Origin of the sequence: Amycolatopsis sp. ATCC 39116, assembly GCF_000231075.2 — a bacterium.
In the GTDB taxonomy this organism is placed as follows: Bacteria; Actinomycetota; Actinomycetes; order Mycobacteriales; family Pseudonocardiaceae; genus Amycolatopsis_E; species Amycolatopsis_E tucumanensis.
The window spans coordinates 97,008-118,881 of sequence record NZ_AFWY03000013.1 but is presented as its reverse complement, the minus strand read 5'-3'; the positions used below and the strand labels follow the sequence as shown (position 1 = coordinate 118,881).

Below are 21,874 nucleotides of genomic sequence, written 5' to 3'. Positions count from 1 at the left end.
CGAAAACGTCCCGGTGACGGCAGGATTGCCGTTGATCGGGGGAACCAGGCCCGCGGCGCGCCGCGGGCCCAGTGCAGCGAGGGGAACACGGCCATGTCGGCGAACACCAAGAAGATCGTCATCGTGGCTGTCGTCGCGCTCGTGCTGTTCTTCCTGATCACGCGTCCGACCGAGTCCGCAGAGGTGGTGCGCAGCGCGCTGGGCTGGCTCCGGGACGGCGCCGAAGCCATCGTGACGTTCGTCCGCAGCCTCTTCTCCTGACCCCACTCCGGCCACGGCCGGCACCGCCTCCCGCGGTGCCGGCCGTGGCCGTGCGCGTCTCGCCGTCAGCTACGGAAAGTCACCAATCTTGGCATCTGAGGGGCGCTGTTCGACCATCCGGGTGGATTGGGGTGATTAACGCGCTGGTCGCTGAATTCCTTGCCCGGAACCTCTGGCGCGACGGCCCGAATTCCCCCTACGGTGCTCACATTGCGTGACCAGCCGGTTCTCGCCGGCGAAACGGTCAATCGCTTCGATCATCGCCGTTCGATGGTGGCTTTCAGTGGGGCACGAGGAGGCAGGGATGACCGGAGATCCCGGGGTGGATGCGGTGATTGCCCAGTGGGCGTCCGAGCTCGAGCGCACGCCGGAGGAGATGGAGGCCGACCGGATCGCCTCCGCCTGGCTCGCCGAACTGCCGCAGCAACCACCAGGGATTCCCGGCCAGCGGGCCCGCACCGGCACCCGCACGTGGAAGCCGGTGGAGTCGGCCGACCCGGACTACCTGGACGCGATGCAGGAACGCCTGCCCGAGGTGCCGGTCGACCTGCTGGTCGCCGCGGCCGGCTGGTGGCAGATGGTCGGCGACATCGAAGAGGCCAAGGCCTGGTGGGACGCCGGCATCAGCCCGCTCGACCAGCGCGCGCTGGACTACCGGTCCGCCGGCCTCAGGCCGTCCGACCTGTCCCGCCGTCTCGGCCCGATGACGGTCCTGCAGCACCTGCGCCGCGGCAGCGCCCCGGCCTGGTGCGTCGCCCGCCTCGCCCGCCAGCAGCGCGCCAGCTGACCGTCGAGGTCGCGTAACGTCAGGAAACGCGGCCTCGTTGGTCAGGTGAGGCTTTAGCGCTCGCTTGACACCGGCGCACCTATCGTCGGCGCGCGGGAGCGTGCGGACGTCGGTGGGAGGCAAGGTTCTTGGACACGGAGCAGATCGAGCACGACCCTGCGGACGTGTCCACCGAGGAGGAAGCCGTGGCGCAGCCCGCCGGCAGGCGGGCCGCGCCGGCGGTGCTCGGCAGGCTCGCGGTCGTGGTGGTGGTGCTGGCCGCGGCGGTCGGCGGGGTCTGGGCGACCAGCGCGGTCACCCGGCCCGACCGCACCGAGACCACCACCGAGATCCCGGACCTGGACAACGCGGCGGCACAGGTCGCGCCCGGTTCGGCGGCCCCGGTCAACGCGACCGTCGAGGGCACCCCCGCGGCGCAGACCCAGCCGCAGCAGCAACCCCAGCAGCAACAGCAGTCCGGCGGCGGCGACCTGCTTTCCCAGTGGGCGGCCAAGGTCTCCGACGTCACCGGCATCCCGGCCCGCGCGCTCGTCGCCTACGGCAACGCCGAGCTGGAGATGCGGGCCGCGCAGCCGAAGTGCCGGCTGTCCTGGGCCACGCTCGCCGGCATCGGCCGGGTCGAGTCCAACCACGGCCAGTACGGCGGCGCGGTGCTGCAGGCCAACGGGCTGCCGTCGAAGGCGATCATCGGCGTCCCGCTGGACGGGTCGCCCGGCATCAGGGCGATCGGCGACAGCGACGGCGGCCGCTTCGACGGCGACCCGGTGTACGACCGGGCGGTCGGGCCGATGCAGTTCCTGCCCAGCACCTGGGCCCGCTACGGCGGCGGCTACAACCCGCAGCAGATCGACGCCGCCGCGCTCGCCGCGGCCAAGTACCTGTGCGTCGGCGGCCGCGACATGGCCAGCGCGAACGGCTGGTGGGCGGGAATCCTGTCGTACAACAACTCGGTCGACTACGGGCAGAAGGTGTTCGGCCTCGCCGACGCCTACGCCAAGGCCGCCCAGGTCGTCAAGGTCTCCTGACCCGCGGGTGCTAGCGTCGTGGGGTGCCCACGGGTCTGTTCACGCCGCGCCGGATCGCGATCGGCGTCCTGTGCGTCGCCGCGTTCGCGGTCTGCTGCGGGCTGGCCTGGTGGCAGTGGAACCGGTTCGAATCGGCGAGCGGCTCGTTCCAGAACCTCGGTTACGTGCTGCAGTGGCCGCTGTTCGGCGTGTTCCCGGCGTTCATGGTGTGGCGGATCTGGAAGCTGCGCCGCGAGGCGGCCGCGGAGGACGCCGCGCCGGAGGAGTCGCGTGCCGAGTGGGGCCGCAAGCCGGTGAGCGAGGTGCCCGCGCCGCGGGTGCGCCGGGCTTCGGCCGACGACGAGGACCCCGAGCTCGCCGCGTACAACCGCTACCTGGCCGAGCTGCACGCTCGTGACCAGCGCGAGAGCTAGAAAGGCAGACTGCGATGGTGGACACCGACGAACGCGAAGGCGCCCCGGCCGCGAAGGCCGCGCCGGCCCTGCGGGGGCCGCTGCTGCGCTACCGCGTGCTGGCCTACGTCACCGGTGTCGCGCTGCTGCTGCTGACGGCGGCGTTCATCCTGAAGTACGCGTTCGACTCGCCCGGCATGATGAGCTGGGCCGGCGTCAGCCACGGCGTCTTCTACATGGTCTACCTGGTGTTCGCGGTCGACCTGGCGCTCAAGGCGCGGTGGTCGATCAAGGGCACCATCCTGGTGCTGCTCGCGGGCACCATCCCGTTCCTGTCGTTCGTCGCGGAGCGCTCGGTCACGCACCGCGTCCAGGCGGGTCGCAAGCTCTGAGCGAGTAGGGCACGACGGTCGACCCGCGCAGGGTGTCCGCGTCCAGGGTCGCCGGCCGGAAGCCGTCCAGCCGGGCGACCATCTCGCCCACCGGGTCGGCCACCTCGTCTGTCCGGCCGGACAGGAACGCCCACTCGTGCTCGTCCGAGCCGAAGTACACCGGCGTGGCGAAGACCTCCCGGAACCGCGCCCACGCCACCCGCAGCGTGTCGTTGCGCCACAGCGTCGGGCAGCCGCCCTGGCAGCACACCACGCCGCCGGGCGCGAGCAGCTTGACGCACTGCCGCAGGAAGTCCGCGCCGTAGAGCCGGTTGTGCTGCGCCGCCGGGTCGGTGTTCTCGTCCGGCAGGTCGATCACCACCAGGTCGTACCCGCCCGGCGACGACTCGGCGAACGAGAACCCGTCCTGGTAGTGCACCCGGATCGGTCCGTCGCCACGCTCGGCGGCTGCCAGTTCGTCGAGCGTGTAGCCGTAGGGGAGCAGCTCCGCGCACGTCCGGACCGCGACCCGGTCGATGTCGACGTGGTCGACCTGCTCAGCGCCGAACGCCACGGCCAGCTGGCTCGCCACGCCCTCGCTCGACCCGATGATCAGCGCCCGGCGCAACTCGGCGGCCAGCAGCATCGCGGGCACCATCAGCGCCTCGTGGTAGACGAGCTGGCTCTCCTCGGTGCTCTGCCGCTCGTCGTCGCAGAACAGGGACACGCCCTGCGCGGTGCGGCCGATCAGCAGGCGCTGGAAGCCGGTGTGCTCGTCGAACAGCACCTCGGACACGTCCCACACCCGCGACAACCCGGGGCCGAGGGGCTCAACGATCTGCCGTGACATGCTTCTCCCCGCGCTCGACGACCGACATCTCCACGTCCGCGGCGCCCAGCGCGGCGGACAGCAGCCGCACCGCGAGCACCGGGTCCGCCTGGTCCCCGCAGGTGAACACGTCCGCGAACACCGCGCCGATCTCCGGATAGGTGTGCACCGAGGCGTGCGACTCGGCCAGCAGCGCCAGCACGGTCACGCCCTGCGGCTCGAACCGGTGGCCGACCACCTCGCGGACCGTCGCCCCGGCCTCGGTCACCGCGGACCGCAACGCCTCACGCAGGAACGCCGGATCGTCCAGCAGGCCGGGGGCGATGCCCCGCAGCTCGGCGAGGACGTGCCGTCCGGCGAACGCGCCGATCTCACGCGCCATCGGCGAGCACGCCTCCTTCCAGGCAGTAGGTGCGCAGGGGCGGGATCCCGTTGAACGCCACCGACGAATAGCTCGCCGTGTACGCGCCGGCGTCGAGGATGTCGATCCGGTCACCGGCGCGCAGCGACAGCGGCAGCTCGTACGGGGTCCGTTGGTACAGCACGTCGTCACCGTCGCACGTCGGGCCGGCGAGCACGACGGGACCCCGCTCACCGCCGCGGTCCACCGGTTCCAGCCGGTAGGGGATGGCCTCGTTCTCGGTCTCGGCGAGCCCGTTGTACCGGCCGACGTCGAGGTAGACCCAGCGCCGTCCGAACCGGGTGGCCACCAGCACCACCTCGGTGCGGATCAGCCCGGCCTCGGCGACCACGGCCCGGCCGGGTTCGAGCAGCACCTCCGGCTCGTCCGGGAAGTACGCGGCCACCGCGGACCGGATCGCCCCGGCGTACCCGGCGAGCGACGGCACTGCTTCGCGGTAGGTGATGCCGAACCCGCCGCCGATGTTCAGCCGCCGCGGCCGCACCCCGCGGGCCGCGCAGTCGGCGAAGATCTTCGCGGCCGCGGCGACGCCGGCCTCCCACGCACCCGGGTCCGGCTGCTGCGATCCGACATGGAACGCGATCCCGGCCGCGTCCAGGCCCAGCCGGTCCGCCTCGGCGAGCAGGTCGGCGGCCCGGTCCGGCTCGCAGCCGAACTTCTGCCCGAACGGCGTGGCCGAAGCCGGGCCGTCCACCAGTACCCGCACCGACACCGACGCGCCCGGCGCGTGCTCGGCCAGCGCGGCCAGGTCACCGGGGGCGTCGGTGGTGAAGTCACGCACCCCGCGCGCCCACGCGAACGCGATGTCGGCCGGCTTCTTGATCGTGTTCCCGTAGGACAGCGCCGCCGGCTCCGCACCGGCCGCCAGGCACGCCTCGATCTCCGCCGGGCTCGCGACGTCGAACCCGCCGCCCGCGCCGAGCACGGCCCGCAGCACCGCGGGCTCGGGGTTGGCTTTGACCGCGTAACGCAGACACGCGCGCGGGAACTCGCGGACGAACTCCCGCACGCGTTCGGCGACCGTGTCCGTGTCCACGACCAGGCACGGCGTGCCGGGGCCTGCTTCGCTCAGGAACCGCCTGATCCGCTCAACGCTCACCCGTGAAGCGTCTCAGGAGCCGATCCCGGTCAGCGAACGGACCTCCATCTCGGCGTGCTTGCGCGGGTCGGCCTTGTCCTTGGCCAGGATCGTGCCGAGGAAGCCGCACAGGAACGAGAACGGGATCGACACCAGGCCCGGGTTCTTCAGCGGGAACCAGTGGAAGTCCACGCCCTTGATGATCGAGTCCGGCGAACCGGACACCACCGGCGAGAAGATCACCAGCACCAGGCACGCGCCGAGCCCGCCGTAGATGGCCCACAGCGTGCCGGTGGTGTTGAACCGCTTCCAGAACAGGGAGTACAGCAGCGTCGACAGGTTCGCCGAGGCCGCGACCGCGAACGCCAGCGCGACCAGGAACGCGATGTTCTGCCCGTTGGCGAGGATGCCGCCGATGATCGCCAGCACCCCGATCCCGATCGCGGTGAAACGCGCCACCCGCACCTCGTCGACCGGGTCGGCGTGGCCGCGCTTGAAGATGTTGGCGTACACGTCGTGGGCGAAGGACGCCGACGCGGTCAGCGTCAGGCCGGCCACCACCGCCAGGATCGTGGCGAACGCGACCGCCGCGATGATGCCCAGCAGCAGCGTGCCGCCGATGTGCAGCGCCAGCAGCGGCGCCGCGGAGTTCTCGCCACCGGGCGCGGCCTTGATCTGGTCCGTGCCGACCAGCGCGGCCGCGCCGAAGCCGATGACCAGGGTGCACAGGTAGAACACGAACATGCAGGCGGTGGCCCACACGACCGAGCGGCGCGCTTCGTGCGAGTTCGGCACCGTGTAGAAGCGCATCAGCACGTGCGGCAGCGCGGCCGCGCCCAGGATCAGCGCGACGGCCAGCGACACGAAGTCCAGCTTCGTGGTGCCGTTCGCGCCGTACTGGCCGCCCGGCTCGAGCAGCTTCCCGCCCATCGGGCTGTGGTAGGCCGCCTGCGAGAGCAGGTTCGACAGGCTGAAGCCGAACTTGCCGAACAGGAACACGGTCATCAGCACCGCGGACAGGATCAGGATGGTGGCCTTGATGATCTGGACGTACGTCGTGCCCTTCATGCCGCCGACCAGCACGTACAGCACCATGACGATGCCGACCACGGCGATGATCAGGGCCTGGCCGAGCCCGCCGTGGATGTTCAGCAGCAGCGCGATCAGACCGCCGGCGCCCGCCATCTGGGCCAGCATGTAGAACAGCGAGATGACCAGCGTCGACGTCGCGGCGGCGGCGCGCACCGGGCGCTGCTTCATCCGGAAGCTCAGCACGTCGCCCATGGTGAAGCGGCCGGTGTTGCGCAGCAGCTCCGCGATGAGCAGCAGGTCGACCAGCCAGGCGACCAGGAAGCCGATCGAGTAGAGGAACCCGTCGTAGCCGTGCACGGCGATCGCGCCCGCGATGCCGAGGAACGACGCGGCCGACAGGAAGTCACCGGACAACGCGATGCCGTTCTGCCGCCCGGTGAACGCGCTGCCCGCGGCGTAGTAGTCGGAGCGCGAGGAGTTCCGGCTGCTCACGCGGTACACGACGAACAGCGTGATGGCGACGAAGAGCGCGAAGACGGCGATGTTCACGACCGGGTTGCTGGCCGCGGTCGCACCGCCTGCGGCGAGAAGGTGGTTCATCGGGGTCACTGCACTCCTGCCTGGCGGCGGACCTCGTCCACCTCGGGGTCGATCCGGCGCCGCGCGAACCGCAGGTAGGCGGCCGTGATCGCGGCGGTCGAGACGAACTGGAGGATCCCGAGGACGATCCCGACGTTGACCTCGCCGAACACCTTGATGCTCATGAAGTCGTGCGCGTACGCGGCGAGCAGCACGTAGAGGAGGTACCAGAGCACGAACGCCAGGCTCATCGGGAACACGAAGCGGCGGAACCGGCTGCGCAGCGCGGTGAACTCCTCGCTGCGCTGGATCGCGACGAAGTCGGGGCCCGTCCGGCGGCGCGGGCCGGGTGGCTCGGGGGTGGTCGGGCTGCTGCTGCCGAACAGCGGCCGCATCTGTCCCGTGTCCTCCACGGGGTTGCGCGCAGCGGTGCGGGCGACGTTCTGCATCTCTGCCTCCCGGCGAGCGAGCGAAGTCGGCGAAAATCCTTCGGGAGCGCACATGCTAGCCACGGCGACCTGCGCCTCCGACAGCGGAGGACCTCTTCAGAGTGAAGCGGGTCTGCGCCACCCGGACGGGTTAATCCGCTGATCGGGCGAAAGGCGGGCGGGATTCCGCCGAAGCACGTAACCGGCTGTGAAGTGGCGCGGGGTGCCGTCCCTGGAAGGGGTGAGGGGCGTCAAGACGCGCAACACCGCGGCGGTGGTGGGAAAACGCTGGCCAACGGCGGTGACCGGGCAGAAATCCACATCACAGCGAAAGCCACAAGATCGGGCGGTATTAGGCCGCGCCGCCACAGCGCGTTCGCACGGTCGGTGCGGATTTTCCGATTCATCCCAGTAAACTCTGGGCTAAGTGGGTGACAGGTCCACGGTGTGGGGGTGCCCTGCCGTAACCACGCACCCCGCTTGTGCTGCCCTGACAAGGCATTTCGCGTAAACCCCTTGTCACCAGCGGTATTTCCGCAGGTCAGCACCCCCGGATTCGGCGGGCTTCGGCTGAGCCCGTTTGGTGTACGCTTCCGGGGCCACGCTGACTCGCTGTGACCGAGCGTAAACCGGTGTTGTGCGCGGCATCGTGCACACCGCATGATGCACCGGCAACGGCGCCGGGCCGGTCCGGCGGGACGGCGGGCGGCCGGGACAGCGCCGTCGGCTGGGGCTGCAGGAGAAGCGACGAAGTTCCACCCGTGATGAGGAGAGCCATGCGGTTGAGGCCACGCGGTGCCGTCGCCGTGCGCTCCGGCACGGGTCCGGCCCACCACGCACAGCAGACGCCGGACAGGGAGTCACCTTCGTGACCGTTGCAGGACAGGGCCAAGTGCCTGTGGGACAGCTCCTCGGCCAGCAACCGAAGGAGCCGTCGAAGTGGGCCACGCTCACGCGCTGGCGGGACTGGCGGCTCTCCGCCAAGCTCGCCGCCGTGTCGCTGGTGCCCATCGTGGTCGCCCTGGTGCTGGGCGGGATCACGATCGGCAACCAGGTCGAACGCTCCGGCAACTACGAGCGGATGAACCGGCTGGTCGAGCTCAACGGCACGGTCCGCACGCTCGTTGACGCGCTGCAGCAGGAGCGCACCGAGACCGCGGCGCTGCTGACGCAGGGCACGGTCGGCAGCTCCCCGCAGCTGGACGCCGCCCGCAGGCTGGTGGACGAGGCGACCGGGCCGGTCAGCAGCGCCACCGGGCACGCCGCCGACGCCGACGACGGTGTCCGCGCGCCCGGCGAAGCCGCGCAGGCCGCCGTGGGACGGCTCCCCGAGGTCCGCCGCCAGGTCGCGGAGGGCCGCCTCGACGCGGTGCAGGCGCTGGCCGCCTACAGCGAGATGACCGAGTCGCTGATCGGGCTGGACACCGCGCTGGTCGCCGGCATCGGCGACGACGCCATCGGCGGCACGCCGAGCGCGTTGCACGACGTGCTGGTGGTGAAGGAGGAGGCGTCCACCGCGCAGTCGCTGCTCGGCTACGGCATCGCGCGCGGCAACCTCACCCCGAGCCAGCTCAACGACCTGCGCACGGCGGAGCTGCGGCTGACCGACCGGCTCGCCGACTTCCGGGCCGCGGCCAGCTCCGCCCAGGAGGCCCAGTTCGACCGCTCCGTGATGGGGCAGGACTTCAACACCCGCAGCCGCCTGGTGAACGGCGTGCTCGCGGCGGAGGGCGCGTCGGTGCCCAGCGCGCTGCGCGGCATCTCGGCCCAGCAGTGGACCGCTGTGTCGGCGTCGGTGATCGCCGCGTTGAACACCGTGAGCGACAGCCTGGGCGACGAGCTCACGACCACCTCCGCGGACCTCGCGGACAGCGCGGGCACGGACGCGGGTCTGCTCGCGGTGCTGCTGTTCCTCGCGCTCGTGGTCACCGCCGCGGTCGTCATCCTCATCACCCGCCAGCTGCTGCAGTCGCTGCGGATGCTGCGCGCGGGCGCACTGGACGTCGCCGACCGGCAGCTGCCCGCCGCGGTGCAGAACATCCAGGAGGGCCGGGAGCAGAGCACCGACGTGCAGCCGTTGTCGGTCGGCACCACCGACGAGATCGGCGAGGTGGCCAAGGCCTTCGACGCGGTGCACAGCCAGGCGCTGCGCCTCGCGGTCGAGCAGGCCAACATGCGCACCGGCTACAGCAGCGTGTTCGTCAACCTCTCGCGCCGCAGCCAGAGCCTCGTGCAGCGGCAGCTGCAGCTGATCGAGCGGCTGGAGCGGGACGAGGAGGACGCCGACCAGCTGGCGACCCTGTTCCAGCTCGACCACCTCGCGACCCGCATGCGGCGCAACAACGAGAACCTGATGGTGCTCTCCGGCGCCGAGCCGGGCCGCCGCTCCGGCCAGCCGGTCACCACCTCCGACGTGCTGCGCGCCGCGGTGTCGGAGATCGAGCAGTACCAGCGCGTCGTCGTGCAGACGCCGCCGGAGGCCCGCATCGTGGGCTTCGCGGCGAGCGACCTGATGCGCCTGGTCGCGGAGCTGCTGGACAACGCGACCGCGTTCTCCGCGCCGGAGACCCAGGTGACGGTGACGACCCGCGCCGCCGACCACGGCGGCCTGGTCATCGACATCATCGACCAGGGCATCGGCATGAACGAGGCCGAGGTCGCCGAGGCCAACGCCCGGCTGACCGAGGCCGGCACGGTCGACCTTGCGACCTCGCGCCGCATGGGCCTGTTCGTGGTCGGCCGCCTCGCCGGGCGTCACGACATCGGCGTGGTCCTGCACGGCGGCAAGGACATCGTGGGTGTGCGGGCCACCGTCACGGTGCCCGCGGACCTGGTGATGGACCTGCCCGCGCCTGCCCCGGCCCGGCCGGACCCGTCGACCGCGCTGCCGCGGCGGCGCACGGTCAACGGCGCCGGGCGGCCGGAGGCGCTGGCGAACTTCGGCCAGACGCCGGGTGACGGGGCCAGCAGCCCGTCCTGGACGCAGAACGGGCACTCCGGTGTGCTGCCGCCGCGGCCGCCGTCGGACCTGGAGATCTCGGGTACCGCGTTGTTCACGCCGATTCCGGCGGAGGGGGAGGAGCCTGCGGCGCCGCCCGCACCCGCGCCCGCCCCGGCCGCCGAGGCGCCCGCCGAGCCGGAGCCGGAGCCCGCGCCGGGTGAGCTGCCCAGCGGCAAGGCGTTGTTCACGGCGAACAGCAGCCCGCTGTCGGAGTGGTGGAGCTCGGCGGCGAACGAGCCGAAGCCCGCGACGCCGCCGCCGTCGCGCCGCGAGACGACGCCGATCTTCGACGAGACCCTGTCGGCCTGGTTCCGCAGCGACGACCCGCCCGCCGCCTCCTCGAAGACGGCCGAGTCCACTTCGGACAAGGCGGGCGCTTCGGGCGACAAGGCGGCCAGCGGCTGGGACTTCGCGGTCGACGAGAACTGGCGCGCGGTCCAGGCGGCGTCCCAGGTGGAGCCGAAGACCTTCACCGATGCGGGCCTGCCGAAGCGCCGCCGTGGCGAGCAGCTGCTGCCCGGCAGCGCCGCGGCGGAGACCCCGGCGCCGAACCCGCAGCGCGAGATCCCGGTCCGCGACCCGGCGGACGTGCGGGGCAGGCTGAGCAGCTTCCAGCGCGGCGTGAACAGGGCCCGCCACGCGAAGCGCGACCAGCCCGAAGGCGCTGGGGTGCCGGAAAGCGCTGCCAGCGCGCAGAGCACCGCACCGACTACCGGGAGCGAGGCCTCGTCGGTGGCCGAGGCGTCGCCGGGTGGGCTGCCGCGCCGGCAGCCGCGCCCGGGGGCGGCTGCCCCGGATTCAGCGAAGGACCCGCGCCCCGGCGCTGCTGCCCCGGATGCGGCGGCGGAGCGGAAGCCGCGCCCGTCGGCGGAGGCTCCCCAGCTGGACAGCGGCCTGCCCCAGCGCCGCCCGAAGCCCGGCGCCGCGGACAGCGCCCAGCCCGCGGCCGCCACGCCGGAGACCGGCCTGCCCCGCCGCGAGCCGAAGGCTGCGAAGCCCACGGACGCCGGCCTGCCCCAGCGCGAGTCGAAGGCGGCGGGTTCGACGGAGGCCGGCTTGCCGCGCCGCGAGTCGAAGGCGGCCGGGCCGACGGACGCCGGCCTGCCCCAGCGGGAGCCGAAGGCCGCCGGCGGCTCGGCCACGGAAGGCGCGAAGCCCAGCCAGCCCGAAACAGCGGACAACGGCCTGCCGCGCCGCCAGCCGAAGGCCGCGGAGCCGCAGTCGGCCGGCGACTCGCCCCAGCGCGAGCCGAAGCCCGCGGTTTCGACGGAGGCTGGCCTGCCCCAGCGCGAGCCGAAGGCGGCGGGAGCGACCGACAGCGGCTTGCCGCGGCGCCAGCCGAAGGAAGCCTCGCAGGCCTCGGAGACCGAGCGCGCTCAGTCGAAGGAGCCCGCAGCCCAGGCCGAGTCCCAGCCGAAGACTGCGGAAGGGACCGAGCCGGGCCTGCCCCAGCGGCAGCCCAAGGACGCCGCCTCACGCAGCGAGGCGCAGCCGGCAAGCGGCCTGCCGCAGCGGCAGCCCAAGCCGTCCGACAGTGGCCTTCCGCAGCGGCAGCCCAAGGACGAGGCCCCCTCGCGGGGCGAGGCGCAGCCGGGAAGCGGCCTGCCGCAGCGGCAGCCCAAGCCCACCGACAGTGGCCTGTCCCAGCAGCAGCCGGTCTCGGCCCAGGGTGATGCCGCTCTGCCTCAGCGGCAGTCCGCCGAAACCGGCAGCGGTCTGCCCCAGCGGCAGCCCAAGCCCCCCGAAACCGGCCTCCCGCAGCGGCAGCCGGCTTCGGCTCAAGCGGAAACCGGCACTGGTCTGCCGCAGCGGCAGCCCAAGTCCGCCGACACTGGCCTGCCCCAGCGGCAGCTCCGCACGGACAGTGGCACCGGGCTCTTCCAGAGCGAGGGCACGGGCCTCTTCCAGCGGCCCGGCGGCACCGGCGAGAGCACCGGCCTCTTCCAGCGGCCGGGATCCGCGCCGGACACCCCGGCCGAGCCGCAGCAGCCGCACAGCCGGCAGCCACAGGGCCAGCAGGCGCAGGGCCAGCAGCCGCAAAGCGGCGACGCCGTGGCGGGCGGGGACGGCGCCTGGTCGTTCGCGTCGGACGAGAGCTGGGCCGCGGTGCAGACCGTCTCCTCGTCGCCGCCCTCGAACTTCACCGCGGCCGGGCTGCCCAAGCGGCGCCGCGGTGAGCAGTTGCTGCCCGGCAGCGCACTGGCCCCGGGGGCCCCCGCCCCGGCGCCGCGGACACGTCGTGACCCGCAGGATGTGCGTGGCAGGCTGAGCAGTTTCCAGCAAGGTGTTCAGCGTGGAAGGCACCGGACCGCTCAGTCCGCCGACCCCGATCAAGGAACCATGGAGGGTGAATGACCACGCCGCAGCCACAGAACCAGTTCGGATGGCTGGTCAATGATTTCGCCGAGCGTGTGCCTGGCGTGGCGCACGCGGTGGTCGTTTCGGCCGACGGCCTGCTGCTGACCGCTTCGAACCGGTTGCCGCTCGACCGCGCCGACCAGCTCGCCGCGGTGGCCTCCGGGCTCGTCAGCCTGACCCAGGGCGCGGCGCGGTGCTTCGAAGCCGGTGCGGTCAACGAGACCGTCGTGGAGATGGAGCTCGGGATCATGATCCTGATGTCCATCAGCGACGGCTCCTGCCTGGCGGTCCTGGCCGCCCCGAACTGCGACATCGGCCAGGTCGCCTACGAGATGACCATGCTGGTCGACCGGGTGGGCCAGATCCTCACCCCCGAACTGCGGGCTCAGCTGCAGGGGGCCGCGGGTCCCCTGATCGGTGAACCGGTGGGATGATGCCGACATGACAACGGGATCCGAGAGTGGCTCCCCGACGTCCGGCGGTGAACCGGAGCCGACGTTCGCCGACGTGATGAACAGCTTCAGCCTGGACTCCGGGCGCGGCCGCCGGAAGCGCAAGAAGCAGCGCGACCAGCAGCCCGGGAACGACACGGCCGAAGCCCCCGAAACACCACAGGCCGAGCAGGCGCCCCCCGCGCCACCGCCGACGCCACAGCCGCAGCCGGCACCCGCTCCGCCGCCCCAGCCGGAGCCCCCGGCCCGGCCGGCGAGCCTGTTCGACTCCTCGCCGGGCAGCGGGTTCTTCGAACCCGTGCAGCCCGCCCAGCCGTCGCGGCCCGTGCCGTTCCGGCGCGAGGAGCCCGAGATCCACCCCGCCGAGGAGACCGCCGTGGTGCGCCCGTACGCGCTCACCGGCGGCCGCACCAAGGCCCGGGTCGCCCTGGAACTGGAGACGCTGATCTCCGTCCAGGACGCCGTCCTCGCCCGGCTCGACGCCGGAGCGCTGACGGTGCAGTTCGAGCACCGCTCGATCATGGAAGAATGTCGGACACCGCGGTCGGTTGCGGAGATCGCAGCGCTGCTGCGGGTCCCGATCGGCGTGGCCAGAGTCCTCATCAGCGATGCCGCCGATGCCGGGCTGGTCACCGTGCACCGCACTATGTCGACCAACGACGACGCCGAGGCGCATCTCATGTTGATGGAAAGGGTGTTGAGTGGACTCCGTCGGCTTTAAGGCACCGCGGCAGACCGCGCCGCAGACCATGACCTCGGCCAAGATCGTGGTGGCCGGTGGCTTCGGTGCCGGCAAGACCACCTTCGTCGGCTCGGTCTCGGAGATCGTGCCGCTCACCACCGAGGCCATGATGACCGACGCGAGCCGCGGCATCGACAACCTCGACCAGACACCCAACAAGGCCACCACCACCGTGGCCATGGACTTCGGCCGCGTGTCCCTGGACAGCGACCTGATCCTGTACCTGTTCGGGACGCCGGGTCAGCAGCGGTTCTGGTTCATGTGGGACGACCTGGTGAAGGGCGCGATCGGCGCCGTGGTGCTCGCGGACACGCGGCGGCTGGCGGACTCGTTCGCGCCCGTCGACTTCTTCGAGGACCGCAGGCTGCCCTACATCATCGGCGTCAACACCTTCGACGGTCAGCTCCACCACGAGCTGAGCGACGTGCGCGAGGCCCTGGCGATCGACGAGAGCATCCCGATCGTGCGTTGCGACGCCCGCGACCGCGAGTCGACCAAGCAGACGCTGATCACGCTGGTCGAGTACGCGATGCGGCAGTGGATCGCGATGCGCGCCGCCGGCACGCGCTGACGCCGGCGCGGTAGCCAGGGGAAGTGCCGGGGCGGGGCCCGGCACCCGTCCGGTCGACGCAGGCTTCGTGCTGCCCGCCTACTGAATCGTTACGGTTCTGCGGTGGATGTCGCCGCGGTCACGCTTGGGTTTGCGATAGTAGGAAGTCCAAGTATTTTTGAGGCATGAACGCCTCCCTTCACCGGCCCGTGCACCCGGTGCGGTTCGTCACCGCCTCGAGTCTGTTCGACGGGCACGACGCTTCGATCAACATCATGCGGCGCATCCTGCAGTCGCAGGGTGCGGAGGTCATCCACCTCGGCCACAACCGGTCGGTGGACGAGGTCGTCACGGCCGCGATCAGCGAGGACGCCCACGGCATCGCGATCAGCGCCTACCAGGGCGGCCACGTGGAGTACTTCAGCTACCTCGTCGAGCTGCTGAACGAGCGCGGCGCCGGGCACATCAAGGTGTACGGCGGCGGTGGCGGCGTCATCGTGCGCGAGGAGATCGAGCTGCTGCACTCCCGCGGGGTCGCGCGCATCTTCTCCCCGGACGACGGCCTCCAGCTGGGCCTGCCGGGCATGGTCAACCTGATGATCAAGGAGTGCGACTACGACCTGGCGGAGGTGTCCGCCGGGTCGGACGACGACCTGCTGGCCGGTGACGTGCCGTCGCTCGCGCGGTTCATCACGCAGCTGCAGGCCGGCAGCGTCGCCGAGGACCGGCTGGCCCGCGTCACGGAGGCGGCGCGCGCCCGGGCGGTCCCGGTCTTGGGCATCACCGGCACCGGCGGCTCGGGCAAGTCGTCGCTGACCGACGAGCTGCTCCGGCGCTTCCGGCTGGACCAGGAGGACAAGCTGCGCATCGCGGTGCTGGCGGTCGACCCGACCCGGCGCCGCGGCGGCGGTGCGCTGCTGGGCGACCGGATCCGGATGAACGGCCTGGACGGCTCGCAGGTCTACTTCCGCTCGCTGGCGACCCGTCAGGCAGGCGGGGAGGTGCCGGAGGGCCTGGACGAGGCCGTGCTGGCGTGCAAGGCCGCGGGCTACGACCTGGTGATCGTCGAGACGCCCGGCATCGGGCAGGGTGACGCCGGCATCGTGGACCACGTCGACTACTCGCTGTACGTGATGACGCCGGAGTTCGGCGCCGCGTCGCAGCTGGAGAAGATCGACATGCTCGACTTCGCCGACGTGGTGGCGATCAACAAGTTCGAGCGCCGGGGCGCCGAGGACGCGCGCCGCGACGTGGCGCGTCAGATGGTGCGCAACCGGGAGGCGTTCGGCGTCGCTCCCGAGGACATGCCGGTGTTCGGCACCAGCGCCGCGCGCTTCAACGACGACGGCGTGACCGCGCTGTACCAGTACCTGCGCGACGCGCTGGCCGAGCGCGGCCTGTCGGTGTCGGCCGGTCAGCTGCCGAAGGTGGAGACCAAGGTGTCCACCGGGGCGACGGTGATCATCCCGGCGGCGAAGGAGCGCTACCTCGCCGACATCGCCGCCACCGTGCGCGGCTACCACGAGAAGACCCGGGACCAGGTCGCCGCCGTGCGCAAGGTCGACCAGCTGCGGGCCGCGAAGGACGCGCTGGCCGCCGACGGCGCGGACACCGGCCCGATCGAGGCGCTGCTGGCCAAGGCGGAGTCCGAGGTGGACCCCTCGGTGGCCGGGCTGCTGGAGCGGTGGGACGAGCTGTCCGAGTCCTACCGGCAGGAGGAGCTGGTCGTCCGCATCCGGGACAAGGAGCTGCGCACCCAGCTGTGGCGGGAAACCCTGTCCGGCAACCGGATCCCGCGGGTGGCGCTGCCGCGCTACACCGACCGCGGCGAGCTGCTGTCGTTCCTGCGCCGCGAGCACCTGCCCGGGTACTTCCCGTACACCGCGGGTGTCTTCCCGTTCAAGCGGGAGGGCGAGGACCCGGCGCGCATGTTTGCCGGCGAGGGCGACGCGTTCCGCACCAACCGCCGCTTCAAGTACCTCTCGGCCGACTCCGAGGCCAAGCGCCTGTCCACGGCGTTCGACTCGGTGACGCTGTACGGGCACGACCCGGACACGCGACCGGACATCTACGGCAAGATCGGCACCTCCGGCGTGTCCATCGCGACGCTGGACGACATGAAGGCGCTCTACGACGGCTTCGACCTGACCGCGCCGAACACGTCGGTGTCGATGACCATCAACGGTCCCGCGCCGACGATCCTGGCGTTCTTCCTGAACACCGCGATCGACCAGCGGATGGACGCCTTCCGTGCCGAGCACGGGCGCGAGCCGACGCCGTCGGAGGCCGAGGACCTGCGCGAGTGGACGCTGCGCCAGGTGCGCGGGACGGTGCAGGCCGACATCCTCAAGGAGGACCAGGGCCAGAACACCTGCATCTTCTCCACCGAGTTCAGCCTGCGCATGATGGCCGACATCCAGGAGTGGTTCATCGAGCACGGGGTGCGCAACTTCTACTCGGTGTCGATCTCCGGCTACCACATCGCCGAGGCCGGGGCGAACCCGATCTCGCAGCTGGCGTTCACGCTGGCCAACGGGTTCACCTACGTCGAGTCCTACCTCGCCCGCGGCATGCACATCGACGACTTCGCGCCGAACCTGTCGTTCTTCTTCTCCAACGGCATGGACGCCGAGTACTCGGTGCTCGGCCGGGTCGCGCGCCGCATCTGGGCGGTCGCGATGAAGGAGCGCTACGGCGCCAACGAGCGCTCGCAGAAGCTCAAGTACCACGTGCAGACCTCCGGCCGGTCGCTGCACGCGCAGGAGATGAGCTTCAACGACATCCGCACCACGCTGCAGGCGCTGTGCGCGCTGTACGACAACGCGAACTCGTTGCACACCAACGCCTACGACGAGGCGATCACCACGCCGACGGAGAACTCGGTGCGCCGCGCGATGGCCATCCAGATGATCGTCAACAAGGAGTGGGGCCTGTCGAAGAACGAGAACCCGCTGCAGGGCTCGTTCATCATCGACGAGCTGACCGACCTGGTCGAGGAGGCCGTGCTCACCGAGTTCGACCGGATCGCCGAGCGTGGCGGCGTGCTGGGCGCGATGGAGACCGGCTACCAGCGCGGCCGCATCCAGGACGAGTCGATGCTGTACGAGCGGCTCAAGCACGAGGGCACGCTGCCGATCGTCGGGGTGAACACGTTCCGCAACCCGCACCCGGAGGAGGACGAGGTCGAGGTCGAGCTGGCGCGCGCGACGGAGGAGGAGAAGCAGTCGCAGCTGACGCGGCTGGCCGACTTCCAGCAGCGGCACAGCCACGACGCCGAGCAGGCCCTCAAGGCGCTCCGCGAAGCCGCCACCCGCGGCGAGAACCTGTTCGGGGTGCTGATGGACGCCGCGCGGGTGTGCTCGCTGGGCCAGATCACGGAGGCGTTCTTCGAGGTCGGCGGCCAGTACCGGCGCAACATCTAGTCAGCTGGGCAGAACTCCCCGCCGCGGTGCCCCCGCGGCGGGGAGTTTTTTCATGCCTTGACAACCCCACTCGAAACCACATATAACCAAACAAAGCAACACGGCGACGGCAAGGAAGCCACATGTACGCAGAGGAGCGTCAGCAGCAGATCGTCGAGCGGGCCCGCAGCCTGGGCCGCGTCGACGTGTCGTGGCTCGCCGCGAACTTCGCGGTCACCACGGAGACCGTGCGGCGTGATCTGACGGTGCTGGAGCGCCAGGGGGTGCTGCGCCGGGTGCACGGCGGGGCCATCCCGGTCGAGCGGCTCGGCTTCGAGCCCGGCCTGGCCGACCGCGACGCCGTGATGACGGCCGAGAAGGAGCGCATCGCCAAGGCCGCTCTCGCCGAGGTTCCCGAGGAGGGCGCGATCCTGCTCGACGCGGGCACCACCACGGCCCGGCTCGCCGAGATCCTGCCTGCCGACCGGGAGCTGACGGTGGTGACCAACGCCGTGTCGGTCGTCCCGCAGCTGGCCCTCCGCCCGCAGCTCACCGTGCTGCTGCTGGGCGGCCGGGTCCGCGGCCGCACGCTCGCCGCGGTGGAGGACTGGACGCTGCGCGCGCTCGCCGACACCTTCGTCGACGTCGCGTTCGTCGGCACCAACGGCATCTCCGCCGAGCGCGGGCTCACCACGCCCGACATCGGGGAGGCGGCGGTCAAGCGCGCGATCATCCGCGCCGCCCGCCGCACGGTCGTGCTCGCCGACCACACCAAGGTCGGCAACGACTGCCTCGCCCGCTTCGGCGAGCTGTCCGAAGTGGACAAGTTCGTGACCGACACCGGGCTGGACGACGGCCTTGCGGAGGAGCTGCGCGCGGCGGGGCCGGAGGTGGTGCTGGCGTGATCGTCACCGTGATTCCCAGCCCCGACCTCGAGCACGCAGTCGACGCGGATGCCCTGCGGCACGGGGAAGTCCTGCGCGCCGCTCCGGCCGGCCTCGGGATGGTGGCGGCGTGATCGTCACCGTCACCCCCAATCCCAGCCTCGACCACACCGTCGAGGTGGATGCCCTGCGGCGCGGGGAAGTTCTGCGCGCCGGACCGTCCAGGCTGGACCCCGGCGGCAAGGGCGTGAACGTCGCGCGGGCGCTGGCCGCGCACGGTCGCAAGCACGCCGTCGGGATGGATTCCCCCTGGCGGGCTGAAGTCCTGCGCGCCGCTCCGTCCCACCGTCTCGCCGGGTCAGTGGAGAAGCGGCGCCCGGCCGGACTCGGGGTGGTGCCGGCGTGATCGTCACCGTCACCCCCAATCCCAGCCTCGACCACACCGTCGAGGTGGATGCCCTGCGGCGCGGGGAAGTCCTGCGCGCCGGACCGTCCAGGTTGGACCCCGGCGGCAAGGGCGTCAACGTCGCGCGGGCGCTGGCCGCGCACGGCCGCAAGACCGCGGCCGTGCTGTTCGCCGGCGGCGCCGACGGTCGGCGGCTCACCGAACTGCTCGACGAGCAGGGGGTCGCGGTCCGGCAGGTGCCCATCGGCGGCGACACCCGCACCAACATCACCCTCGCCGAGCCGGACGGCGTGGTCACCAAGCTCAACCTGCCCGGCCCGCTGTGCTCCGACGGTGACGCGGAAGCGTTGCTGCACGCGGCCCTCAGCGCGTGCGAGGACGGCACGGTCTGGCTCGCCGGTTGCGGCAGCCTCCCGCCGGGCGCGCCGCGGGACACCTACGCCCGGTTGGTCCGGCGCGGTCACGAGGCCGGGTTGCGCGTCGCGGTCGACTCGTCCGGCTCGGCGCTCGACCGGTCCCTCGCCGAGGGGCCGGACCTGGTCAAACCCAACCGGGAGGAGCTGGCCGCGTGCGCCGGGATGCCGGTGCGCACGCTCGGCGACGCCGTCGTGGCGGCCGGGGTGCTGCGGTCGCGCGGCGCCCGGACCGTCCTGGCCAGCCTCGGGCCCGACGGCGCGGTGCTCGTCGACGACGGTGCCGCCCTGCACGGGGAGGCGCCCGTGCCGGTCGCGCGCAGCACCGTCGGCGCCGGTGACGCGCTGCTCGCGGGGTTCCTCGCCGCGGGCGGCGCCGGCCGGGACGCCCTCGCCAGGGCACTGGCCTGGGGCGCCGCCGCCGCGGCGCTGCCCGGCAGCCGGATGCCCGCACCCGCCGATGTCGCCCGCATCGGCGTCACGATCCACCCTTCGGTCGACGCCGACCGAGAACTCAAGGAGTGATACCGATGGCCGAACTCATCACCGCCGATCTGGTCGACCTCGACGTCCCCGGCGCCGACCGCGCCGAGGTCACCGCCGGGCTCGCGCGACGGCTCGTCGCCGCGGGCCGGGTCACCGACCTGGACGGCTTCCTCGCCGACATCCGCAAGCGCGAGGAGCAGATGCCGACCGGCATCGAAGGCGGCATCGGCATCCCGCACGCCCGCTCGGCGTTCGTCACCGAACCGACGCTGGCCTTCGGCCGGTCCGCCGCCGGCGTCGACTTCGGCGCCTCCGACGGCCCGGCCCGCCTGATCTTCCTCATCGCCGCGCCGGAAGGCGGCGGCGAGGAGCACATGACCATCCTCGCCCAGCTCGCCCGGCGCCTCGTGCACCAGTCGTTCCGCCAGTCGCTGCTCGACGCGCCCGACGCGGACGCCGTCGTCCAGCTCGTCCGCCAGGAGGTGCTCGGACGATGAAGTTCGTGGCAGTCACGTCGTGCCCGACCGGGATCGCGCACACCTACATGGCCGCCGAGGCCCTGGAGCAGGCCGCGAAGGCCGCCGGGCACGAGATGCTCGTCGAAACCCAGGGCGCGGCCGGGTCCGCGCCGCTCGACCCCGCCCGGATCGCCGAGGCCGACGCCGTGGTCTTCGCCGCCGACGTCGACGTCCGGGACCGGGAACGGTTCGCCGGCAAGCCCACGGTCACGGCCGGGGTCAAGGCCGCCATCAACGACGGGGCCGGCTTGATCGCGCAGGCCGTCAAGGCCGCCGAGGAGGGCACGGCCCCAGCCGCGCCGTCCGCGCCCGAGCTGGCGTCCAAGGTGGACGCTTCCGCGGGGTTCGGCACCCGGTTGCGCCAGTGGCTGATGACCGGCGTGTCCTACATGATCCCCTTCGTCGCCGCGGGCGGGATCCTCATCGCACTGTCGTTCCTGATCGGCGGCCCGGAGGTGGCGGCCAAGGTCGGCGGCGGCGACTTCCAGGGCGTCACCTACCCGGGCATCGAGAACGTGTCCGACCTGATGAGCCAGGCCGGGATCGCCGGTGTGCTGTTCAAGATCGGGTCGCTGGCGTTCGAGATGCTCGTGCCGATCCTGTCCGGGTTCATCGCGTTCGGCATGGCCGACCGGCCGGGCATCGCGCCCGGCATCGTGGGCGGTCTGCTCGCCACCGCGACCGGCGCCGGGTTCCTCGGCGGTCTCGTGTCCGGTCTGCTGGCCGGCGCGGTCACGCTGGGCCTGAAGAAGCTGAAGGTGCCGCGCGGGGTGGCCGGGGTGATGCCCGTCGTGGTGATCCCGCTGGTGTCCACGCTGGTCGTCGGGTTCCTCATGGTCGTCGTGGTGGGCGAGCCGATCGCGGCCGCGCAGACCGGCCTGAGCGACTGGCTGTCCGGCCTGTCCGGCGGCAGCGCGTGGGTGCTCGGCGCCCTGCTCGGGCTGATGATGGCCTTCGACATGGGCGGCCCGGTGAACAAGGTGGCCTACACCTTCGGCCTGGCCGCGCTCGCCAGCGGCAACTACGTGATCATGGCCGCGGTGATGGCGGCAGGCATGACGCCGCCGCTGGGGCTGGCGCTGGCCACGCTGGTGCGCCGCAACCGGTTCACCCCGGCGGAGCGGCAGGCGGGCCAGGCAGGCTGGCTGCTCGGGCTGTCGTTCATCACCGAGGGCGCGATCCCGTTCGCCGCGGGCGACCCGTTCCGGATCATCCCGTCGCTGATGGTCGGCAGCGCCACCACCGGCGCGCTGGTCGCGGCCTTCGGCGCCACCTCGCCTGCCCCGCACGGCGGCATCTGGGTGGTCGGGCTCATCGGCAACCCGCTGCTGTTCCTGCTCGCCGTCGCGATCGGCACGCTCGTCACCTGCGGCTGCGTGCTGCTCGCCAAGAGCATCGGCCGCGACCGCGCGCCGGCCGCGGCCACCCCCGAAACGTCCACCCAGGCCGTCGCGGCCTGA

20 protein-coding genes are annotated in these 21,874 nt (G+C 72.0%); 15 read left to right on the top strand and 5 right to left on the bottom strand.

Going from position 1 to position 21,874, the window contains the following annotated elements; all coding sequences use genetic code 11:
* Positions 1-93: 93 nt before the first annotated feature.
* From AMY39116_RS46825 to AMY39116_RS0316925, 5 genes are all read left to right on the top strand, one after another.
* Positions 94-261: a hypothetical protein gene (locus AMY39116_RS46825; RefSeq protein ID WP_020418820.1), complete on the top strand. Its 168-nt coding sequence runs from the start codon at positions 94-96 to the stop codon at positions 259-261.
* Positions 262-565: 304 nt separating this feature from the next.
* Positions 566-1,048 carry a hypothetical protein gene (locus AMY39116_RS0316940; protein WP_020418819.1) on the top strand — a complete coding sequence of 161 codons (483 nt, stop codon included), beginning with the start codon at positions 566-568 and terminating at the stop codon, positions 1,046-1,048.
* 128 nt (positions 1,049-1,176) lie between these two features.
* Positions 1,177-2,073: a murein transglycosylase gene (locus AMY39116_RS0316935; protein ID WP_020418818.1), complete on the top strand. Its 897-nt coding sequence runs from the start codon at positions 1,177-1,179 to the stop codon at positions 2,071-2,073.
* 23 nt (positions 2,074-2,096) lie between these two features.
* Complete coding sequence (locus tag AMY39116_RS0316930; protein WP_020418817.1) at positions 2,097-2,486, top strand: hypothetical protein; 390 nt, start codon at positions 2,097-2,099, stop codon at positions 2,484-2,486.
* Positions 2,487-2,500: 14 nt separating this feature from the next.
* Positions 2,501-2,857, top strand: a complete 357-nt coding sequence (locus AMY39116_RS0316925) for a DUF3817 domain-containing protein (protein ID WP_020418816.1) — start codon at positions 2,501-2,503, stop codon at positions 2,855-2,857.
* On the opposite strand, the gene AMY39116_RS0316920 is transcribed toward AMY39116_RS0316925, so the two are convergent.
* Genes AMY39116_RS0316920 through AMY39116_RS0316900 form a run of 5 tightly spaced genes read right to left on the bottom strand, consistent with a single transcriptional unit; the run spans position 2,823 to position 7,224 of the window.
* Positions 2,823-3,686 (bottom strand): spermidine synthase, encoded by an 864-nt coding sequence (locus AMY39116_RS0316920; protein WP_027935991.1) that lies wholly within the window; start codon positions 3,684-3,686, stop codon positions 2,823-2,825. The genes AMY39116_RS0316925 and AMY39116_RS0316920 overlap by 35 nt on opposite strands.
* On the bottom strand, positions 3,667-4,047 hold the full coding sequence (gene speD / locus AMY39116_RS0316915; RefSeq protein ID WP_020418814.1) for an adenosylmethionine decarboxylase: 381 nt from the start codon (positions 4,045-4,047) through the stop codon (positions 3,667-3,669). The genes AMY39116_RS0316920 and speD overlap by 20 nt, the downstream gene beginning before the upstream one ends.
* On the bottom strand, positions 4,037-5,185 hold the full coding sequence (locus AMY39116_RS0316910; RefSeq protein ID WP_020418813.1) for a type III PLP-dependent enzyme: 1,149 nt from the start codon (positions 5,183-5,185) through the stop codon (positions 4,037-4,039). The genes speD and AMY39116_RS0316910 overlap by 11 nt, the downstream gene beginning before the upstream one ends.
* Before the next feature lie 12 nt (positions 5,186-5,197).
* Positions 5,198-6,796 carry a cation acetate symporter gene (locus AMY39116_RS0316905; protein ID WP_027935990.1) on the bottom strand — a complete coding sequence of 533 codons (1,599 nt, stop codon included), beginning with the start codon at positions 6,794-6,796 and terminating at the stop codon, positions 5,198-5,200.
* A gap of 5 nt (positions 6,797-6,801) precedes the next feature.
* Positions 6,802-7,224 (bottom strand): DUF485 domain-containing protein, encoded by a 423-nt coding sequence (locus AMY39116_RS0316900; RefSeq protein ID WP_020418811.1) that lies wholly within the window; start codon positions 7,222-7,224, stop codon positions 6,802-6,804.
* An 871-nt stretch (positions 7,225-8,095) separates the two neighbouring features.
* On the opposite strand from AMY39116_RS0316900, the gene AMY39116_RS0316895 reads away from it, so the two are divergent.
* The 10 genes from AMY39116_RS0316895 to AMY39116_RS0316845 all read left to right on the top strand — a co-directional run bounded on the left by AMY39116_RS0316895 (position 8,096) and on the right by AMY39116_RS0316845 (position 21,874).
* Positions 8,096-12,559, top strand: coding sequence for a nitrate- and nitrite sensing domain-containing protein (locus AMY39116_RS0316895; protein WP_027935989.1), 4,464 nt, complete (start codon positions 8,096-8,098; stop codon positions 12,557-12,559).
* On the top strand, positions 12,556-12,996 hold the full coding sequence (locus tag AMY39116_RS0316890; protein ID WP_017983799.1) for a roadblock/LC7 domain-containing protein: 441 nt from the start codon (positions 12,556-12,558) through the stop codon (positions 12,994-12,996). The genes AMY39116_RS0316895 and AMY39116_RS0316890 overlap by 4 nt, the downstream gene beginning before the upstream one ends.
* Positions 12,997-13,003: 7 nt before the next feature.
* Positions 13,004-13,735 carry a DUF742 domain-containing protein gene (locus AMY39116_RS46970; protein ID WP_020418809.1) on the top strand — a complete coding sequence of 244 codons (732 nt, stop codon included), beginning with the start codon at positions 13,004-13,006 and terminating at the stop codon, positions 13,733-13,735.
* Positions 13,716-14,327 carry an ATP/GTP-binding protein gene (locus AMY39116_RS0316880; RefSeq protein ID WP_017983797.1) on the top strand — a complete coding sequence of 204 codons (612 nt, stop codon included), beginning with the start codon at positions 13,716-13,718 and terminating at the stop codon, positions 14,325-14,327. The genes AMY39116_RS46970 and AMY39116_RS0316880 overlap by 20 nt, the downstream gene beginning before the upstream one ends.
* 164 nt (positions 14,328-14,491) lie before the next feature.
* On the top strand, positions 14,492-17,728 hold the full coding sequence (gene icmF / locus AMY39116_RS0316875; protein ID WP_020418808.1) for a fused isobutyryl-CoA mutase/GTPase IcmF: 3,237 nt from the start codon (positions 14,492-14,494) through the stop codon (positions 17,726-17,728).
* Between the two features lie 122 nt (positions 17,729-17,850).
* Positions 17,851-18,612 (top strand): DeoR/GlpR family DNA-binding transcription regulator, encoded by a 762-nt coding sequence (locus AMY39116_RS0316870; RefSeq protein WP_020418807.1) that lies wholly within the window; start codon positions 17,851-17,853, stop codon positions 18,610-18,612.
* Between the two features lie 109 nt (positions 18,613-18,721).
* Positions 18,722-18,997 (top strand): hypothetical protein, encoded by a 276-nt coding sequence (locus AMY39116_RS48130; protein WP_020418805.1) that lies wholly within the window; start codon positions 18,722-18,724, stop codon positions 18,995-18,997.
* A complete protein-coding gene (pfkB, locus tag AMY39116_RS0316855; RefSeq protein ID WP_020418804.1) occupies positions 18,994-19,935 on the top strand; it encodes a 1-phosphofructokinase in 942 nt (313 codons plus the stop codon). Before AMY39116_RS48130 ends, pfkB begins: the two co-directional genes overlap by 4 nt.
* A gap of 5 nt (positions 19,936-19,940) precedes the next feature.
* Complete coding sequence (locus AMY39116_RS0316850) at positions 19,941-20,393, top strand: PTS sugar transporter subunit IIA (RefSeq protein WP_020418803.1); 453 nt, start codon at positions 19,941-19,943, stop codon at positions 20,391-20,393.
* Positions 20,390-21,874: a PTS fructose transporter subunit IIC gene (locus AMY39116_RS0316845; RefSeq protein ID WP_020418802.1), complete on the top strand. Its 1,485-nt coding sequence runs from the start codon at positions 20,390-20,392 to the stop codon at positions 21,872-21,874. Before AMY39116_RS0316850 ends, AMY39116_RS0316845 begins: the two co-directional genes overlap by 4 nt.

Excerpts from the sequence above, each read along its gene's own strand:
- AMY39116_RS0316905 (WP_027935990.1), bottom strand. The coding sequence starts at position 6,796 with ATGAACCACCTTCTCGCCGCAGGCGGTGCGACCGCGGCCAGCAACCCG.
- AMY39116_RS0316940 (WP_020418819.1), top strand. The coding sequence starts at position 566 with ATGACCGGAGATCCCGGGGTGGATGCGGTGATTGCCCAGTGGGCGTCC.
- AMY39116_RS0316900 (WP_020418811.1), bottom strand. The coding sequence starts at position 7,224 with ATGCAGAACGTCGCCCGCACCGCTGCGCGCAACCCCGTGGAGGACACG.
- AMY39116_RS0316845 (WP_020418802.1), top strand. The coding sequence starts at position 20,390 with ATGAAGTTCGTGGCAGTCACGTCGTGCCCGACCGGGATCGCGCACACC.
- AMY39116_RS46970 (WP_020418809.1), top strand. The coding sequence starts at position 13,004 with ATGACAACGGGATCCGAGAGTGGCTCCCCGACGTCCGGCGGTGAACCG.
- AMY39116_RS0316870 (WP_020418807.1), top strand. The coding sequence starts at position 17,851 with ATGTACGCAGAGGAGCGTCAGCAGCAGATCGTCGAGCGGGCCCGCAGC.
- icmF (WP_020418808.1), top strand. The coding sequence starts at position 14,492 with ATGAACGCCTCCCTTCACCGGCCCGTGCACCCGGTGCGGTTCGTCACC.
- AMY39116_RS0316850 (WP_020418803.1), top strand. The coding sequence starts at position 19,941 with ATGGCCGAACTCATCACCGCCGATCTGGTCGACCTCGACGTCCCCGGC.
- AMY39116_RS46825 (WP_020418820.1), top strand. The coding sequence starts at position 94 with ATGTCGGCGAACACCAAGAAGATCGTCATCGTGGCTGTCGTCGCGCTC.
- AMY39116_RS0316920 (WP_027935991.1), bottom strand. The coding sequence starts at position 3,686 with ATGTCACGGCAGATCGTTGAGCCCCTCGGCCCCGGGTTGTCGCGGGTG.
- AMY39116_RS0316890 (WP_017983799.1), top strand. The coding sequence starts at position 12,556 with ATGACCACGCCGCAGCCACAGAACCAGTTCGGATGGCTGGTCAATGAT.
- speD (WP_020418814.1), bottom strand. The coding sequence starts at position 4,047 with ATGGCGCGTGAGATCGGCGCGTTCGCCGGACGGCACGTCCTCGCCGAG.
- AMY39116_RS0316925 (WP_020418816.1), top strand. The coding sequence starts at position 2,501 with ATGGTGGACACCGACGAACGCGAAGGCGCCCCGGCCGCGAAGGCCGCG.